Raw genomic sequence first — 17318 nt, forward strand, 5'->3', positions numbered from 1 at the left:
TATTTAAACACTGTTTAAACGGTATTTAAACAAAATAAAAGCCCGGCATAAAAGCATAAAGAACTTTTATTGCCGGACTTATTTTTATGGTTGTTATAAAGATTTATACGCCTCTGACAATTGCTTCATGGCACGCTCAACCACAGAACGCTGAGTGCCGACGTTCATTCTCATAAACCCTGCGCCTTCACGACCGAACATCTCGCCGTCATTCAATGCAAGACCAGCCTTGTCGGCGAAGAATGAATTTAGCTCCCCATGATTCAATCCCAATTCACGGCAATCCAGCCATATCAGGTATGATGCCATCGGACGTATAGCCTTGATTTTCGGGGTATTCTCTTTCAGGAAAGAGTCAACATAATCTATATTTCCCTGAATATATTCCAGGCATTGGTCAAGCCACTCTGTTCCATTCGAATAGGCAGCCTCAACGGCAGGGAATGCAAACACATGGCCCGCTCCAAGCTCACCGGCTTCAAGATAAGTCTCGAACCTCGCGCGCAAAGCATCATTATAAATAATGGTGTGCGAAGCAGCTACCCCAGGCATATTGAAGACCTTGCTTGGAGCCATGAAAGTGACAGAATTATTCTTTGCCTTTTCAGAAACCATGGCAAATGGAATATGTTTATGCGGTGGAAGAGTAAGGTCGGCATGTATTTCGTCAGAAAACACAAGGATATTGTCCTCCGCACAGATTTCCGCAAGTTCCTGAAGCTCTTCTTTTTTCCACACTACCCCACCCGGATTATGAGGATTGCAAAGAATAAGCGCACGAACACCTTTCTTTATGCTCCGTAGAAGTTCAAGATTCATTCTGTATTCCCCGTTCTCGAATATCATGGGACATTCCACCAACCGCCTGTTGTTTTTCGTAGTCAGCCATGCGAAAGGATGATAAACCGGAGGCATAATCACAACTTTATCGCCGGGGGATGTAAAACATTTCAATGCCATGCCCAGTCCGGCAACTATACCAGGCACATAGTCAATATGTTTTTTCTCGACCACCATACCATAACGGTCCTTCACCCAGTTTACTATAGAGTTGTAATAACCATCCGACTTCATTGTATAACCTAATATAGGATGTTCACAACGTTTCTTCACGGCATCGATTACAAAATCCGGTGTGGCAAAATCCATATCTGCCACCCACATCGGGATAAGATCGTCCCTACCCCATATATCTTTCATTTCGTCAAGCTTGACAGCATTCGTATTCTTTCTGTCAATCTGTTCATCAAAATTATACTTCATAATGACTATTTTGTTTGTTGCAATATCAATTAAGCATTACAAAATAAGGTAATAATGCTTGAAAATTAAAAATTTTGAAGAAAATTTTCATCATATTCTTGTTTTTTCAAGAAAAGTATTACATTTGCATCAGAAACGATAACAAAAAGTATTTTATGAAAACATTTGCTACATACTTCTTCTTTTTCTTTTATTACTTTTACTTTAGCAATGAAGTGAAGCGGGAAGTCGTATGTGCATGATACGAAAGATAATCAATACAAAATAAAATAACGAAATCCCGCTTCTATATGAGGCGGGATTTTTTTTAATGGTTAAATAAAAAAATGAGAAAGATAGCAATTCAAGGAGTAAAGGGCTCATATCACGACATAGCTGCCCACAAGTATTTCAAGGAAGAAGAAATTGAGCTTATCTGTTGCAATACCTTCGAGGAAGTGTTTGCACAAATGAAGAAAGACAGCGACGTGATAGGCGTGATTGCGATAGAAAACACAATAGCAGGAAGCCTGCTGCATAACTACGAACTCCTTCGTGAAAGTGGCGCCACAATCATAGGCGAACACAAACTCAGAATAAGCCACAGCATAATGTGTCTGCCGGAAGATAACTGGGAAGACCTTACAGAAGTAAACTCCCACCCTGTAGCCCTGGCTCAGTGCCGCGATTTCCTCCACAGCCATCCGGAACTGAAAGTAGTGGAAACAGAAGACACAGCAGGAAGTGCCGAGAATATCAGAAAGAACAACCTGAAAGGACATGCGGCCATCTGTTCCAAATATGCTGCCGGACTTTACGACATGAAAATTCTGGAAGAAGGAATAGAAACAAACAAACATAACTTCACACGTTTTCTGGTAGTTTGCAATCCTTGGCTTGCCGATGAAATAAAAGACCGCTCGAAGGTAAACAAGGCTAACATAGTATTCTCATTACCACACAGCGAGGGAAGCCTTTCGCAAGTACTTTCAATCTTCTCATTCTACAAGATAAACCTGACGAAGATACAGTCACTGCCGATAATCGGACGCGAATGGGAATACATGTTCTACGTTGACGTGATGTTTAATGATTATTTAAGATACAAACAGTCTATAGATGCTGTTACACCGCTTACAAAAGCACTTAAAATTTTAGGAGAATATGCAGAAGGAGAATCAACAATATAACATTCAGCCGGCCGACAGACTGGCAAATGTCAGTGAATACTATTTCAGCAGAAAGCTGAAGGAAGTGGCAAAGATGAACGCCGAAGGCAAAAACGTGATAAGCCTCGGAATCGGAAGTCCTGACATGCCGCCTTCAGAAGAAACCATCAACGTACTTTGTGAAAATGCCAGGAAAGCAGACGCGCACGGATATCAGCCTACCGTGGGAATACCGGAACTGAGAAAGGCCATGGCCGACTGGTACAAAAGATGGTACAATGTAGATCTTGACCCGGCAACAGAAATACAGCCCCTTATCGGCTCAAAGGAAGGTATCCTGCACGTTACCTTGGCATTGGTAAATCCGGGCGACAAGGTTCTGGTTCCAAATCCTGGCTACCCTACTTACACTTCGCTAAACAAAATACTTGGCAGTGAAATAATCAACTATAACCTGCGCGAAGACAACAACTGGCAGCCGGATTTCGACGAACTTGAGAAGATGGACCTTACAGGAGTGAAAATCATGTGGACCAACTACCCTAACATGCCTACCGGAGCCAATGCCACAATGGAACTCTACGAAAAGATAGTCGGTTTCGCACGCCGCCACAACATCGTAGTTGTGAACGACAATCCTTACAGCTTCATTCTCAACCGCAAACCTATAAGCATACTTAATGTTCCTGGAGCGAAAGAATGCTGTATTGAATTCAACTCTATGAGCAAGAGCCACAATATGCCGGGCTGGCGTGTGGGAATGCTTGCAACAAACGCCACTTTCGTGCAGTGGATACTTAAAATAAAGAGCAACATCGACTCAGGAACATTCCGACCAATGCAGTTGGCAGCCGCACAGGCATATCAGAACAGCGCCGAATGGCACGAGGAGGCAAACATAAATGTTTACAGCCGACGCCGCAAACTGGCAGAAGGAATTATGGACGAGCTAGGATGTACTTACGACAAGAATCAGGTAGGAATGTTCCTCTGGGGCAAGATTCCGGAATCATACAACGATGTGGAAGACCTGACAGAAAAAGTGTTGCACGAAGCCAGAGTCTTCATCACTCCGGGATTTATATTCGGAAGCAACGGAAAGAGATACATCCGCATCTCGCTTTGCGCAAAAGATGAAAAATTAGCAGAAGCGCTCGAAAGAATCAAGAATATGAAATAAAATTTACAATACAAATAAATCTAAAATATTACAACTATGGCACTCGAATTAGAACCCATCAGACTGGAAGGCGTATCAGAAGAACGTCCTTTGATTATAGCAGGACCTTGCAGCGCAGAAACAGAAGAACAAGTAATGAGCACAGCAAAACAGCTGGCCAACAATGGCACAAAAATTTTCCGCGCCGGAATATGGAAACCACGTACCAAACCGGGAGGCTTCGAAGGTATTGGAGTTGAAGGTCTGGCATGGCTGAAAGAGGTTAAAAAGGAAACAGGAATGTATGTAACTACAGAAGTCGCTACAGCAAAACATGTCTATGAATGTCTTAAAGCGGGAATAGATATCCTGTGGATTGGTGCACGTACCACTGCCAACCCGTTTGCCGTACAGGAAATAGCCGATGCCCTGAAAGGAGTTGACATACCTGTTCTTGTAAAAAATCCTGTAAACCCTGACCTTGAGTTATGGATTGGAGCGATGGAGAGAATAAACAACGCAGGAATTAAGCGTTTGGGAGCCATTCATCGCGGTTTCTCTTCATACGACAAGAAAATCTACCGTAATCTTCCACAATGGCATATACCTATCGAACTGAGAAGACGTATTCCTAACCTTCCTATCCTGTGCGACCCAAGCCATATCGGTGGTAAACGTGAACTTATCGCATCACTATGCCAGCAGGCTATGGACCTCGGTTTCGACGGACTGATTGTGGAATCCCACTGCAATCCTGACAGTGCATGGAGCGATGCCTCACAACAGGTTACGCCGGATGTGCTCAACTATATCCTCAATCTGTTGGTTATACGTAAGGAACGCCAGTCAACAGAAAGCCTTAGCGAGCTGAGACGCCAGATAGACGAATGCGACAACGAACTGATGGAGATTATGGCAAAACGTATGCGCGTGTGCCGTGAAATCGGAACATTCAAGAAAGAACACAATATGACTATCCTCCAGACAGGACGTTACAATGAAATCCTTGACAAGCGTGGCGCACAAGGTTCTCTGTGCGGTATGGATTCTGAATTTGTGAAACATGTATTCGAAGCTATACACGAAGAAAGCGTACGCCAGCAGATGGAAATAATAAACAAATAAGTTCATGAGTTTTTAAGTTTGTCAGTTTGTTATCATCCAACAACTTAAAAACTCAACAACTTAAAAACTTAAGAACTCAACAACTTAAAAACTTAAAAAATGCGTATATTAATAATGGGAGCCGGCAAAATGGGTTCCTTTTTTACCGATGTATTGAGTTTCGACCACGAAGTAGCGGTTTACGATGTAAAGCCTCAGAACCTGCGTTTCATGTACAACTGCCAGCGTTTTACATCATTAGACGAGATTAAGGAATTCCGCCCTGAACTTGTGATTAATGCAGCGACAGTGAAATACACCCTCGAAGCATTCCGCCAAGTACTTCCTGTTCTCCCTAAAGACTGTATCATAAGCGATATAGCGTCTGTAAAGACAGGTCTTCAGGAGTTCTATGACAATTGCGGCTTCAGATATGTATCAACCCACCCTATGTTCGGTCCCACATTTGCCAACCTCGACCAGTTGAGTACGGAGAATGCCATAATAATAAAGGAAGGTGACTGTCTGGGCAAAGTGTTCTTCAAGGACCTTTACCAAAGACTTGGACTAAACATTTTCGAATATACATTCGATGAGCACGACGATACAGTGGCTTACTCTCTGTCTATTCCTTTCGTATCAACATTCGTATTCGCCGCAGTGATGAAACATCAGGATGCGCCGGGTACAACTTTCAAACGCCACATGGCAATAGCCAAGGGGGTTTTGAACGAAGACGATTATCTGCTTCAGGAAATCCTTTTCAACCCACGTACTCCTAAACAGGTGGAAGGAATACGTACAGAGCTGAACGAGCTTCTTGACATTATAAGCCGCAAGGATGCCGACGGCATACATGCCTATCTTAGCAAGATTCGAAACAATATAAAATAAAACAGAACGGGCTGTTACGTTAGTTTATGCTCTCGTAACAGCCCGTATTTTGTTTTATAATAACACTCTACGATTATATCTGGACTTCTATTTTCAATTTACCGCCCAACCCTTTCTCTACTATATCATAAAGAGTTTTAAGAGTGATATTTCCACCGTCATTCTCCACTTTTGATATAAAAGACCGTTTTTTATCAATACGATCTGCCAATTCAGACTGGGTTAATTTCATTTTCTCTCTTGCTTCCCGAATTTTTATCCCTATTCGCAAAGCTTCAAGTTCTCTTTCCAGGTTATCACGTTCAGGAGTTCCTTTCTCTCCATAATAACGCTCTTTAATCTGATCAAGTGATGTTGTATTCATTTTCCTGCCTGACTTGCCTTATCTTGTCCATAGCACAAAGGTAACTTATAAATGACATTTATGCAAGAAAATGACAAAATAATTATACCATAAAAAAAACAGACCATTCCACATACGGAACAATCTGTTTCTTATTATATTCATTAAAACTGATTATTTTCTGTCAGCTTTCAGACGGTCAGCCATAGCCTTTGCAAGTTCTTTTGCCTGAGCATAGTTGTCCTGCTTCATAGACTGCTTCATTTCTACAGGGTTGCCTACAACCTCAAACTTCAGTTTTTCAGTGTATTCGCCAATCTTCTTCACAGCAGCACTTGCCCAAGTATATGAGCCGAAGTAGCCCATCACACGGTTCTTCACTTCGCGGGATGCAATCTTGCTCAACAGCGATTCCATTTCAGGATAAAGATTCATATTGTATGTAGTACATCCCACGATAAGACCTTTGTACTTGAACACATCAGCCAAAATGTATGAATGATGAGTGTGAGAAACATTGTGCATGATAATGTTCTTGATACCCTGACGGCTCAGTTCTTCAGCTATTGCCTCAGCCAGTTCCTCTGTATTGCCGTACATAGTTCCGTATGCTATCACAACACCTTCTTCAGCTTCGTAACGGCTCATCTTGTCGTACATATCAACGACCTGAGGAATCTTTTCTTCCCAAACAGGTCCGTGAGTAGAACAGATAGTATTAATTTTCAGTCCGCCAAGTTTCTGCAAAGCCTTCTGTACAGGATTTCCGAACTTACCAACGATATTAGCATAGTAACGGCGCATTTCATTCCAATAAATATCTGTATTGATATTCCTGTCGATGCATCCACCGTTCAAAGCTCCGAAACATCCGAAAGCATCACCCGCAAACAGGATTCCGTCTGTTTCATCGTATGTAACCATTGTTTCAGGCCAGTGAACCATAGGAACAAGGTAGAAACGAAGGTTATGATAACCAAGTTTCAGGAAATCACCGTCGGCAACTACATAGCGGTCGCCGGTAACCCCGTAATATCCTTCCACCATTTCGAAAGTCTTCTTGTTACCTACAAGTACGATATCAGGATAATACTGCTTGATGAGAGCTATAGAACCAGAATGGTCAGGTTCCATGTGGTTTATAATAAGATAATTGATTTTACGGTCGCCGATAATGCTGCGTATTTTCTTCAGATATACTTCAAAGAATGCAACATCAACTGTATCCACCAATGCCACCATCTCATCATCTGCAATCAGATAAGAGTTGTATGACACGCCGTATGGCAACGGCCAAAGATTTTCGAACAATGCTTTGGTGCGGTCGTTCACACCTACGTAATGTACTTTACCTTTAATTTCCATTTTAAATATGAATTTGTTATTTATATGTTGACTAATTTTTTCCCTTGATACGAATCTCTTTCAATCATCCTCTTCTTCAGCTTCGCAGTGAATTCATGGTTCTTCAATCCCCAATCAGGAGCAATAAGTAAATCGCGCGGCGACTGCGATATAAACCTTTCCAATACGAGGTCTGGACGCAAATGCTCTATATAATCCAAAACAAGATCGATATATTCTTCTGCCGAATACAGATGAAAATCTTCAGGACATTCATCGTACTCGTGCGCCATTCTTGTTCCCTTTATAAGCTGCAACTGGTGCATCTTCAGTGTAGTGAGGGGCAATGATGATATATCTTTCGCCTGACGTATAATCATATCCTTATCCTCACCGGGAAGTCCCAATATGACGTGTCCTCCTGTCATTATACCTTTTAAGGCAGTCCGCTCCACAGTATCAGCTGTACACGCAAAATCATGACCTCGGTTTATGCGTTTCAGGGTAGCGTCGTTTGTACTCTCTATACCATACTCCACCAAGAGGAAAGTCCTGCCGTTTATCTCTTCCAGATAATCCAATAGAGAATCCGGCATACAGTCCGGACGTGTACCTATAACCAGTCCCACTACTCCATCTACAGAAAGTGCTTCCTCATACATCGCCTTGAGTTTTTCCAACTCAGCGTATGTATTGGTATAAGCCTGGAAATAAGCAAGATATTTCATTTCGGGATACTTTCTTGAGAAAAACTCCTTTCCCTCTTCAAGTTGCTGTCTCACAGACTTCTCTGTCCGGCAATACTCCGGATTAAATGTCTGGTTGTTACAATAAGTACATCCCCCATATCCCTTGCTACCGTCACGGTTAGGACATGTAAAGCCTGCATTGACTGAGATTTTCTGAACCTTATACGGGAAGTGTTTTGCCAGAAAACACCCGAAATCATTATATCTTATCTTATTATCCATCTGACTAAAAATACAATGCAAAGATAATATTTTTCCGCCGAAACGACAATAAATGAAAAAACAGATTTTTATAAGTCATTTAAAGGGTTATACCATACAAAAAAGTATTCCGCGCATTAAGTGGAGAAGAAAGATGGAATATCTGCTATTCTTTGAAGAGTAAAATATTGTAGCTATTCCTAGGAATACAAAAGTTATCTTAGTTCTTATTTTGCTCAAACAAAAATGAGTCAAAAACATCTTCTGCTTGAATTCCTATTTCCAAAGTTCTATTGTCATCACTACTATTCGAGAGAATCGAAACAGTCATAATGCTTTCATCATCTATTTTTATAGAGTACCACTCTCTTTCTATTTTTTTATCTTCATAACTTATTGAAAGATACTCACCGTTTTCAGACAAGGCATAAATCCAAAAACTTTTATAATTCGTACACTTAAAGACATAAACACCACCCTTATTTGGTACTTCTATCTTGTTTTTATTGATATTTGATACATTGGTTTCCCATTTCATCGATTCCCAATCTCCATCTTTTCCCCGACTTTCACATGCGACAAATATCGCTGCAAAGATTATTAATAAAAGAATTTTGAATAAATTTCCTGTTTTCATACCGTTAGTATAATTAAATTGATAAAAGATTTATGTATAAAAAGTTATGCATACTTTTAATGGGCAAATATCATAAGCAATATTAGCAAAATGTCCGAACATATGCAAGCAAGTAGCCGGAAATTTTGCCAATGAATCAGGGAATGTGCCTAGAAAAGGAGTAGTTTCCAGATTATCAGACCTTGAAATAATGGCATTTGAATATGACAACAAAATCTGTTCATCACATGTCAGATTCTAATTCTTTCTCAATTTCTTCAATAGTAGGCAAACTACCTCGGAAATCTTTTGGTAGAGCTTGCCCTAATTCATAATCGGAAATTCCGATAGGCTTCTGAATATCACGCAATGCATATTCTGCCTTGATACGGTCTTTGCTCCTACAAAGGAGTAATCCGATGGTTCGATTATCGCCCTCCCGACAAAGAATATCATCTACGGCAGAGCAGTAGAAATTCAGTTTACCGATATACTCCGGTATAAACTCCGTATCTTTCAATTCAATCACCAAATAGCGGTGCAGAAAGGTATTATACATCAATATGTCAATATAATAATCATCGCCAGACACCTCTATATGATACTGTCGTCCCATGAAAGCAAAGCCTGCACCCATTTCTACAAGGAATTTCTCCACATGCTTCACCAAGCCGATTTCCACGTCACGCTCATTGTATTGCTCTGTAAAAGTCAGCATATCAAATATATATGGGTCTTTGAGCATTGATTTCACATCATTTGCCTCTGGAACAGGCAGAGTTTCCGTGAAATTGTTAGCTAACGCTCCGTGCTTACCATAATCATCAAGTTTGATGGCTTCTTGCAGATAGCGTGTTGTCCAGTGATTGGTAATGCTCTGCACCATATACCAATAGCGTGCACGAATATCTTTGACCTGCTTTATCAATACAAGATTGTGCGTCCAATCCAAATGCTTGATAGGTAGGGTGAAATTATATTCATCCAATTGCGAAATCAATGATTTCGCAATTGGGGAAACTGCCCTTTTTATCATCGTAAGTTCCTGATTATACTCATTAAAAAACTGCACCATATATTGCATGTTACGTACAGTAAATCCATTTATTTCGGAATAATCGTTCTTCAAGTCCGCTGCCAGCCGTTGCAAGGTTTTCTTGCCCCAACCGTCTGCATCCTGGCTTTGCTGCAACATGCCGCCAATATCCCAATACATCCTGAGCATTTCTTCATTGGCAGCATAAATCGCCCTTTGCTGGGCTATCAGTACCCGTTGCTTGATTTTGCGAAGCAATGCCGCATAACCACGAAAGTTATCCGACATGTTTTCAATTGCTTGTTTATCTGTATTTTTAGCCATAATTTTCTTTGATAGATTTCAAAGTTACGTTTATATCAATTATTCAAACATGTATAAACAAAAATAATACATAAAAGTGAAATCCACAACCAAACAATAATAAAGACATAATTTACATTTTGACATTTTGCTTTTCTAACCTTCCAAGGTTTAAATATTCAGAAGAAAGATATTATCCATCAATAAAAATTTAAGCCACAAGACATACGAAACAAAACAAAATAACACGCAATAAGACACAAAACATTCACCAATATACTATTCCACCAATTACACAAGCAAAATTTCACATTATATAATATAATTCTTTCTATTTAATATTACAAATTATATTAAAAACACGACAAATCCAGATAAAAATAACGGCTTGTGGAAGCCTCAAGAAAAACGTTTTGACGTTTTATCCGAAACGTCCAAGCGTTTTAAATCACATAACAGGAAGAAATTTTTTTTCTTCTAGGCAAAAAATATTTTTTACAAGCAGAATTTATGTTAACACAGATATCCTATTTTACATTTCAAGGAAATTTAATTCAAATATTATAAAGTAAAAACTAACATAGATTAACATTTTCCTTCTAGAATAATATTTTCCGAAAATAGCAATAATACATAATAGATAAAAATGCAAACATTTTGACAGATAAAAGGACTTTCCACTTACAAAATAACAGATATACACAAACAAGAAGATTTGCCACCAAAATTATAACCCGGTTCCGCACCTGAACTACAGGATGGAAACCGGGTTAAACTAATAAATATATTAAAGCTCTTTCTTTATCTTATCAATCATCGAAGCATACTCTTCGTCAGATAAATATACTTCCTTAGGATTCATTCGGAACACGCCACCGAAATCAGGACCATCAACATACTTAGGAACAAGATGGAAGTGCAAATGCTCCAAGGTATCTGAATATGTGCCGTAATTTATCTTGGCTGGACTGTTTTTCAATATATCACATACATCTAAAGCAAAATTTAAAACTGTTTGAAAAGCTTTTGCAAAAGGTTATCAAACTTTAAGATTTATGGCAAATTCCATTATACAGACAAGCTGAATAACAAAATAAATATACAAAATGAGAAAAAAATTTTCATATTTCGAAGTTATATGCTATATTTGTCATAGAAATTAGGTAGTATAGATGACAGAAGAGGATAAAAATCTACTAAACAGTTTTGAAGGAAAGCTAAGACATATCCTATTTTTATACGATGAAGAAAAAAAGGAGAACGCAAACCTGAGAGAAACGGTAATCAAGAAAGATACTGAAATTCAGGAACTGGAAAGTAGGATAAAAGAACTTGAAACCAGATATGCGAACCTGAAAATGGCCCGTATGATAAGTGTTAACGACAATGAAATCAGAGACACGAAACAAAGACTTACGAGGCTGGTGCGTGAAGTCGATAAATGTATTGCTTTACTGAACAAATAAAAGGAAAGAAAAGACAGTGAACTATAATATATGGACGACAAACTGAAAATAAACTTGCAGATTGACAGAGAACGGTATCCGCTGATGATTAATCGTGAAGAAGAGATATTTTACCGTGACGCTGCCAAGATGATTGATAATAAACTAAACAAATACCGCAGTCTATATCCGGATTTCGGAACCATGAAACACTGGACTATGGTGGCACTGGAACTGGCATACGAAAATGCCAAAATAAAAGATTCAGTAGATATAACACCATATATGGAGAAAATAAAACAACTGGAGGACGAGTTAGACGGATATATCAGAGATAGCAAGTAATTGTTTTAGAACAAGAGTAAGGAAATTCGCGCACAAGTTTACAGATAAGACATCTGTGGCTTGTGCGTTTTTATTTATATTTTAAACTTAAATTATAGATGTTGACAACAGTAATATTAACAGTTGTAGCCTTCCTTGTAGGAGGAGCTCTTTCATATATCTTTTTCAGATACGGTCTGAAATCGAAATATGAAAATATCATTAAAGAGGCAGAGACAGAAGCCGAGGTAATCAAGAAAAACAAACTCCTGGAAGTTAAGGAGAAGTTCCTGAACAAGAAAGCCGACCTTGAAAAGGAAGTAGCCGCCCGCAACCAGAAAATCCAGCAGGCAGAAAACAAGTTGAAACAACGTGAGATGGTGTTGAACCAGAAGAATGAAGAACTTCAGCGCAAACGTAACGAAACAGAAGCCATCAAGGAAAATCTTGACGCACAACTGGTAATTATCGAGAAGAAGAAAGAAGAACTTGACCACCTGCAGTCGCAGGAACGCGAAAAGCTTGAGGCTATCTCAGGACTGTCTGCAGAGGACGCAAAAGAAAGACTGATTGAATCGCTCAAGGATGAAGCCAAGACTCAGGCTCAGTCTTACATCAACGACATTATGGACGACGCCAAACTTACAGCAAACCGCGAAGCCAAGCGTATAGTAATACAGTCTATCCAGAGAGTGGCTACTGAAACCGCAATTGAAAACTCTGTAACTGTATTCCATATCGAATCGGACGAAATCAAAGGACGTATCATCGGACGTGAAGGACGTAACATCCGTGCCCTTGAAGCTGCCACAGGAGTGGAAATAGTAGTTGACGATACTCCTGAAGCTATCGTACTTTCTGCTTTCGACCCTGTTCGCCGCGAAATCGCCCGCCTTGCACTTCATCAGCTGGTTACTGACGGACGTATCCACCCGGCACGCATCGAAGAAGTTGTTGCCAAGGTACGCAAGCAGGTGGAAGAAGAAATAATCGAAACAGGTAAACGTACTACTATCGACCTCGGTATCCACGGTCTGCATCCTGAACTTATCCGTATCATCGGTAAGATGAAATACCGTTCATCTTACGGACAGAACCTGCTGCAGCACGCACGCGAAACAGCCAACCTCTGTGCTGTGATGGCTTCCGAACTTGGATTGAATCCTAAGAAAGCAAAACGTGCCGGATTGCTTCACGATATAGGTAAGGTGCCTGATGAAGAACCGGAATTGCCACACGCACTGCTCGGTATGAAACTGGCTGAGAAATATAAGGAAAAACCTGATATCTGCAACGCCATCGGTGCTCACCACGACGAAGTGGAAATGAACAGCTTGCTGGCTCCTATCGTACAGGTGTGCGACGCTATCTCAGGTGCACGTCCTGGTGCCCGCCGCGAAATTGTTGAAGCATATATCAAACGTCTGAACGACCTTGAACAGCTTGCGATGTCTTATCCTGGTGTAACCAAGACATACGCTATCCAGGCCGGACGTGAGTTGCGCGTAATTGTCGGTGCGGACAAGATTGACGACAAGCAGACAGAAAGCCTGTCAACAGAAATCGCCAAGAAGATACAGGACGAAATGACTTATCCGGGTCAGGTAAAGATTACTGTGATAAGGGAAACACGCGCCGTAAGTTTCGCAAAATAACAGACTGAACAGAGAACAAATAATATAGGCTATATTTCAAGTCCTTGTCAAGAGGATTGGAATATAGCCTTTTTTTACTACTAATAATTGAGGTATATATAAAACTAATACGAATTGAATAATCACCGCAACAGTCCTATTCTTCCGGAACATACTCTTCTATAGAGAAATCATTTACCGTCAGGTTTATCTGTCTTTTGTTAGGCTCGCATATCATTCTGACCGTCATACCATCATTGGCCGTAAGAATATATTCCGACCACCCGTACTGGTTCATCTTATGCCACATACCGTTCTGCCCATATTGAACCTCAACGTAGTTATTATATGAATTGAAATCCCACTTAATTTTATATTTTGACGTAACACCCTTGTAAAAAACGAAACAGCAATTCTCTTCGTCATAATCCACATAATCAAGAGCTGTCACTTCATCCTTATAAAAATTCAATACTACTACAGAATCGCCTTGTTTTATATTATTTGTTGTACACTCATATATGAATTCTTCGCCAATATGCATTTTGTCAATAGGCTGGTAAATTCTTATATCACTGTCGTCATCGCATGATGACAAACAGACAACGGACAGAGTCAAAAGGCTTGACAAAAGCAAAGGTAATTTCATTTTTATAACTCGCATATCTCTAAAACTTTTATTTTAATACAAAAATATACAGCAAAAAGGCGCCGGAAAAAAAGTTTAGATATACAAGTGGATTTTATCGACCAAATAAAAAAGGTAGCTTGCGGCTACCCCTTGAATGACGTTATATAAATTGGAATAATCATTTTACATGACGTTTAACTCTACGTTTGCGCCTGCTCTGATTTTGCCTGTTCTTATAGCGCTTGATTTTCTGATAAGAAACATAAATTACCAATACAACGAGAGTTATTAGTATGACGGCTACCAATCCTCCTCCCAGGTTATCACCTTTCACATGCGACCACATATCAAGTACAGCCTGAGTGTTGTCTCCGGCATCACGTATGATGGCACATCTTGCCACTACACTGCTATCCGGATACTGGATAGGGTCTATCTGTATATGTCTTGCCTCAGGACCGAAGAAATAAGCCAGATTGGAATATGTTTCAAGAGTGGTATCAATCTTTTCCTCAAGAATCTCAGGTGTGGCTACGGCACTGACATAGCCTATGGTTTCCATATTTGCCAATGCTACATCAGGACGGCAAAGGTAATTTATAAAATAGCTTGCGGCCTTCCTGTTTCGCGAATAACGCGGAATCACCCAACCGTCAAACCAGACATTACTTCCTTCCATCGGCACTTCGTAACCAAGCTCCACTCCTACCGCGTCGGCTTCTTCTATAGCCCACACAGCATCGCCGCTCCATGTCATATTCAGGTATGCCTTGTTTTTTGTCATCATCTCCTTACCGAAATCAGCTTCCCAACCTGCAATATTAGGCTTCAGCTCTTTGAGATATTTTTCGGCTGTGGCAATTGCTTCGGGAGAATAATTGTTCATCAAATCTTCAACCCTTATATCGCCTTTTGCCAGAGCGTCACGGTTGGCATAAATCACAGCAGTACCGTATGCGTCGCGGTAACTGTCCTTCATCAGCAATTTGTTACGGAACTTACTGTCCCAGAGTGAATGCCATGTAGAAGCCTCCTCGCGTGTAACGTTACTCTTGTTATAAAGTATTCCTGCAGTTCCCCACATATAGCCCACGGCATATTTTGAAGTTGGACGTCCCGGGACACTGAGTTTCTCCATCTCGCCACGTACATAAGGCGATATGTTATGTATATAATTTGGCGTTTTGCCGAACGCAGTATCAATAGGCACCAGCAAATCCTTGACCAGCATTCGCTCTATAATATATTCAGACGGACAAACGACATCGAAATCCTCTTTTCCACGCTCTATCTTGGTAAGCATTATTTCGTTGATATCGAATGTCTGATATACTATACGGACATCTTCACCTGTCTGTTCCTTATACCACTCGGGAAAAGCGGCAAGCACTTCCTCGTCAATATAGTCTCCCCAGTTATATATCTTAAGGACATTCTCGCGCGACTCGCAGTCGTAACACCCCGGAAGGAGCATAACAGTCAGCAATGACAGAAATATTGTATAAAATTTCCTCATGACAAAAATGATTATTTTACGTTCTTCTTACCCGCACGGCGGTTTATCATTATAAGCATAACCAGCACAATCAGGAATATTATGGTAGATAACGGACGAAGCTCCGGAGTCAGACCGCCCTTTCTTGCATCGGAATAAATATACGTGGAAAGTGTCTCAAGACCTTCATTGCCGATAGTAAAGATGGTAACGGCAAAATCGTCGATGGAAATAGTTACGGCAAGCATGAAGCCGGCTATCATGCCGGGCAATATTTCCGGTATGATGACTTTCCTTAAAGCCTGTCCAGGAGTCGCTCCAAGATCGAGTGCGGCTTCATAAAGGTTCGGGTTCATCTGCTTAAGTCTTGGCAACACACTAAGCACCACGTATGGCGTACAGAATGCGATGTGAGCCATAAGGACAGTGGTATATCCCTGATGAATGCCGAGCGATACGAAGAGAAGAAACAAGGATACACCCATGATTATATCACCGTTCAGAATAGGAATGTTATTGATGAACGACACCATTTTTCGCTGTCGTAAGCGCATGTTATACATCCCTATAGCTGTAATCGTTCCTAAGGCAGTGGAAACGACAGCTGTGAGAAGCGCTATGGTTACAGTATTCCACAAAGCATTCACAAGAGAATGATGTGTACCTTGTACAAAAAGGTTTTCATAAAGCTTGGTGGAAAAGCCGGTCCAGTTTCCGAGTACCTTTGCTTCGGTAAACGAATAAATCATTATTATGATAATAGGAGAATAAAGCAGCAAAAGAAGCAGCCACAAATATCCATGACATAATATTTTCTTTACCATAATCCACCTCCTTCTCTCTCCTGATTATCATCGGAGGCAAAAAGCGTTGCAGCACCTATAAGGAACAGCATAATGAGCGAAAGCGCGGCACCGTAATTCCACATACTGTTGTTAATGTTCTCCTGTATTGTTGTACCGAAGAGTTTTATGTTGTTCATCGTAAGCAGCTCGGCTATCGCGAAAGTTGAAATTGTAGGCATAAACACCATCAGTATCCCACTCGCCACACCCGGCATGGATAGAGGAAGAATAGTCTTTGTAAATACCTGCAATGGTGTTGCTCCAAGGTCCTGGGCAGCCTCGATATAGCTGCGGTCCATCTTGACCAGTGTATTATAGATGGGGTAAATCATAAACGGAATGTAGTTATAAACCATACCGAAAATCAATGCCCCCTCTCCCAACGGTACACGGAAGAAATCGAACAGTGCCACCGTAGCAAGAGTACGTATCAGAATATTTACCCACATAGGCAGGATGAAAAGCGTCACTACTATCTGCGAATAGCCTGACTTGAGCCTGCTCAGAATATATGCTGCAGGATAACCCAAAAGAATGCAAATAAGAGTATTTATTATGGCAATACCTATGGAATAGATAAAAGTGTTCACCGCTTCTGGATGCGACATGAACTTAACGAAATTGCCGAAAGTAAAATTACCGTTCTCGTCGGTAAATGCGAATACCACAATCAATATAAGTGGCAGGACTACAAAAAATGCCGAAAAAATAATGTACGGCAACGTCCAGCTCTTACGCGAAGTAAGAAATATACGAATGTTACTTAGTTTCACCTCGTTTAACG

Annotated in this window: 17 protein-coding genes and 2 pseudogenes; 8 read left to right on the plus strand and 11 right to left on the minus strand. The window is 40.5% G+C overall.

The genetic code is table 11. The annotated features are described in order from the left end of the window. Positions 1 to 93 precede the first annotated feature (93 nt). Positions 94 to 1263, minus strand: coding sequence for a MalY/PatB family protein (locus H6A27_RS07090; protein ID WP_204508126.1), 1170 nt, complete (start codon positions 1261 to 1263; stop codon positions 94 to 96). Positions 1264 to 1589: 326 nt separating this feature from the next. Here H6A27_RS07090 and H6A27_RS07095 point away from each other — a divergent pair, with 326 nt between their 5' ends. From H6A27_RS07095 to H6A27_RS07110, 4 genes are all read left to right on the plus strand, one after another. Then, on the plus strand, positions 1590 to 2432 hold the full coding sequence (locus H6A27_RS07095; RefSeq protein ID WP_204402842.1) for a prephenate dehydratase: 843 nt from the start codon (positions 1590 to 1592) through the stop codon (positions 2430 to 2432). Next, positions 2407 to 3591, plus strand: coding sequence for a pyridoxal phosphate-dependent aminotransferase (locus tag H6A27_RS07100; protein ID WP_204402844.1), 1185 nt, complete (start codon positions 2407 to 2409; stop codon positions 3589 to 3591). The genes H6A27_RS07095 and H6A27_RS07100 overlap by 26 nt, the downstream gene beginning before the upstream one ends. A 36-nt stretch (positions 3592 to 3627) precedes the next feature. Then, positions 3628 to 4695: a bifunctional 3-deoxy-7-phosphoheptulonate synthase/chorismate mutase type II gene (locus H6A27_RS07105; RefSeq protein ID WP_204402846.1), complete on the plus strand. Its 1068-nt coding sequence runs from the start codon at positions 3628 to 3630 to the stop codon at positions 4693 to 4695. Positions 4696 to 4794: 99 nt separating this feature from the next. Further along, a complete protein-coding gene (locus H6A27_RS07110) occupies positions 4795 to 5568 on the plus strand; it encodes a prephenate dehydrogenase (protein ID WP_204402847.1) in 774 nt (257 codons plus the stop codon). A 73-nt stretch (positions 5569 to 5641) separates the two neighbouring features. On the opposite strand, the gene H6A27_RS07115 is transcribed toward H6A27_RS07110, so the two are convergent. From H6A27_RS07115 to H6A27_RS07130, 4 genes are all read right to left on the minus strand, one after another. Further along, entirely contained in the window at positions 5642 to 5932 is a 291-nt protein-coding gene (locus H6A27_RS07115) for a helix-turn-helix domain-containing protein (RefSeq protein WP_204402849.1), read from the minus strand. A gap of 153 nt (positions 5933 to 6085) precedes the next feature. Further along, positions 6086 to 7276 carry an FprA family A-type flavoprotein gene (locus H6A27_RS07120; RefSeq protein ID WP_204508127.1) on the minus strand — a complete coding sequence of 397 codons (1191 nt, stop codon included), beginning with the start codon at positions 7274 to 7276 and terminating at the stop codon, positions 6086 to 6088. 20 nt (positions 7277 to 7296) lie between these two features. Next, complete coding sequence (mnmL, locus tag H6A27_RS07125; protein ID WP_204508128.1) at positions 7297 to 8226, minus strand: tRNA modification radical SAM protein MnmL/YtqA; 930 nt, start codon at positions 8224 to 8226, stop codon at positions 7297 to 7299. Positions 8227 to 8425: 199 nt separating this feature from the next. Further along, positions 8426 to 8842, minus strand: coding sequence for a hypothetical protein (locus tag H6A27_RS07130; RefSeq protein WP_204508129.1), 417 nt, complete (start codon positions 8840 to 8842; stop codon positions 8426 to 8428). A 76-nt stretch (positions 8843 to 8918) separates the two neighbouring features. Between H6A27_RS07130 and H6A27_RS15135 the strand changes: the two are divergent. Further along, positions 8919 to 9093, plus strand: a pseudogene (locus tag H6A27_RS15135) (IS982 family transposase); the annotation flags it as partial. Here the strand turns inward: H6A27_RS15135 and H6A27_RS07135 are convergent. Together H6A27_RS07135 and H6A27_RS07140 are read right to left on the minus strand one after the other, a co-directional pair. Further along, positions 9066 to 10181 (minus strand): PDDEXK nuclease domain-containing protein, encoded by a 1116-nt coding sequence (locus H6A27_RS07135; protein WP_204508130.1) that lies wholly within the window; start codon positions 10179 to 10181, stop codon positions 9066 to 9068. The pseudogene H6A27_RS15135 and the gene H6A27_RS07135 sit on opposite strands and share 28 nt — an antisense overlap. A gap of 766 nt (positions 10182 to 10947) precedes the next feature. Continuing rightward, a pseudogene (locus tag H6A27_RS07140) lies at positions 10948 to 11127 on the minus strand (HIT family protein); the annotation flags it as partial. Positions 11128 to 11332: 205 nt separating this feature from the next. On the opposite strand from H6A27_RS07140, the gene H6A27_RS07145 reads away from it, so the two are divergent. The 3 genes from H6A27_RS07145 to rny all read left to right on the plus strand — a co-directional run bounded on the left by H6A27_RS07145 (position 11333) and on the right by rny (position 13584). Next, on the plus strand, positions 11333 to 11626 hold the full coding sequence (locus H6A27_RS07145; RefSeq protein ID WP_204508131.1) for a hypothetical protein: 294 nt from the start codon (positions 11333 to 11335) through the stop codon (positions 11624 to 11626). 30 nt (positions 11627 to 11656) lie between these two features. Next, positions 11657 to 11950, plus strand: a complete 294-nt coding sequence (locus tag H6A27_RS07150; protein WP_204402867.1) for a cell division protein ZapA — start codon at positions 11657 to 11659, stop codon at positions 11948 to 11950. A 98-nt stretch (positions 11951 to 12048) separates the two neighbouring features. Beyond that, positions 12049 to 13584, plus strand: a complete 1536-nt coding sequence (gene rny, locus H6A27_RS07155) for a ribonuclease Y (RefSeq protein ID WP_204402869.1) — start codon at positions 12049 to 12051, stop codon at positions 13582 to 13584. Between the two features lie 136 nt (positions 13585 to 13720). Here rny and H6A27_RS07160 read toward each other — a convergent pair whose 3' ends face one another. The 4 genes from H6A27_RS07160 to H6A27_RS07175 all read right to left on the minus strand — a co-directional run bounded on the left by H6A27_RS07160 (position 13721) and on the right by H6A27_RS07175 (position 17307). Next, the gene (locus tag H6A27_RS07160) at positions 13721 to 14227 is read right to left on the minus strand and encodes a hypothetical protein (RefSeq protein ID WP_204402871.1); all 507 of its coding nucleotides are present in this window, start codon (positions 14225 to 14227) and stop codon (positions 13721 to 13723) included. A gap of 145 nt (positions 14228 to 14372) precedes the next feature. Further along, on the minus strand, positions 14373 to 15710 hold the full coding sequence (locus H6A27_RS07165; protein ID WP_204508132.1) for an ABC transporter substrate-binding protein: 1338 nt from the start codon (positions 15708 to 15710) through the stop codon (positions 14373 to 14375). 11 nt (positions 15711 to 15721) lie between these two features. Continuing rightward, positions 15722 to 16513, minus strand: a complete 792-nt coding sequence (locus H6A27_RS07170; RefSeq protein ID WP_204508133.1) for an ABC transporter permease — start codon at positions 16511 to 16513, stop codon at positions 15722 to 15724. After that, positions 16507 to 17307, minus strand: coding sequence for an ABC transporter permease subunit (locus H6A27_RS07175; protein ID WP_204508134.1), 801 nt, complete (start codon positions 17305 to 17307; stop codon positions 16507 to 16509). Before H6A27_RS07175 ends, H6A27_RS07170 begins: the two co-directional genes overlap by 7 nt. Positions 17308 to 17318 lie beyond the last annotated feature (11 nt).

It is taken from the genome of Bacteroides caecigallinarum (genome assembly GCF_016902295.1).
GTDB classification, from domain to species: domain Bacteria; phylum Bacteroidota; class Bacteroidia; order Bacteroidales; family Bacteroidaceae; genus Phocaeicola; species Phocaeicola caecigallinarum_A.

Bases quoted from the DNA above. Each gene is read 5' to 3' on its own strand.
- H6A27_RS07090 (WP_204508126.1), bottom strand. From the start codon at position 1,263: ATGAAGTATAATTTTGATGAACAGATTGACAGAAAGAATACGAATGCT.
- H6A27_RS07095 (WP_204402842.1), top strand. From the start codon at position 1,590: ATGAGAAAGATAGCAATTCAAGGAGTAAAGGGCTCATATCACGACATA.
- H6A27_RS07100 (WP_204402844.1), top strand. From the start codon at position 2,407: ATGCAGAAGGAGAATCAACAATATAACATTCAGCCGGCCGACAGACTG.
- H6A27_RS07105 (WP_204402846.1), top strand. From the start codon at position 3,628: ATGGCACTCGAATTAGAACCCATCAGACTGGAAGGCGTATCAGAAGAA.
- H6A27_RS07110 (WP_204402847.1), top strand. From the start codon at position 4,795: ATGCGTATATTAATAATGGGAGCCGGCAAAATGGGTTCCTTTTTTACC.
- H6A27_RS07115 (WP_204402849.1), bottom strand. From the start codon at position 5,932: ATGAATACAACATCACTTGATCAGATTAAAGAGCGTTATTATGGAGAG.
- H6A27_RS07120 (WP_204508127.1), bottom strand. From the start codon at position 7,276: ATGGAAATTAAAGGTAAAGTACATTACGTAGGTGTGAACGACCGCACC.
- mnmL (WP_204508128.1), bottom strand. From the start codon at position 8,226: ATGGATAATAAGATAAGATATAATGATTTCGGGTGTTTTCTGGCAAAA.
- H6A27_RS07130 (WP_204508129.1), bottom strand. From the start codon at position 8,842: ATGAAAACAGGAAATTTATTCAAAATTCTTTTATTAATAATCTTTGCA.
- H6A27_RS07135 (WP_204508130.1), bottom strand. From the start codon at position 10,181: ATGGCTAAAAATACAGATAAACAAGCAATTGAAAACATGTCGGATAAC.
- H6A27_RS07145 (WP_204508131.1), top strand. From the start codon at position 11,333: ATGACAGAAGAGGATAAAAATCTACTAAACAGTTTTGAAGGAAAGCTA.
- H6A27_RS07150 (WP_204402867.1), top strand. From the start codon at position 11,657: ATGGACGACAAACTGAAAATAAACTTGCAGATTGACAGAGAACGGTAT.
- rny (WP_204402869.1), top strand. From the start codon at position 12,049: ATGTTGACAACAGTAATATTAACAGTTGTAGCCTTCCTTGTAGGAGGA.
- H6A27_RS07160 (WP_204402871.1), bottom strand. From the start codon at position 14,227: ATGCGAGTTATAAAAATGAAATTACCTTTGCTTTTGTCAAGCCTTTTG.
- H6A27_RS07165 (WP_204508132.1), bottom strand. From the start codon at position 15,710: ATGAGGAAATTTTATACAATATTTCTGTCATTGCTGACTGTTATGCTC.
- H6A27_RS07170 (WP_204508133.1), bottom strand. From the start codon at position 16,513: ATGGTAAAGAAAATATTATGTCATGGATATTTGTGGCTGCTTCTTTTG.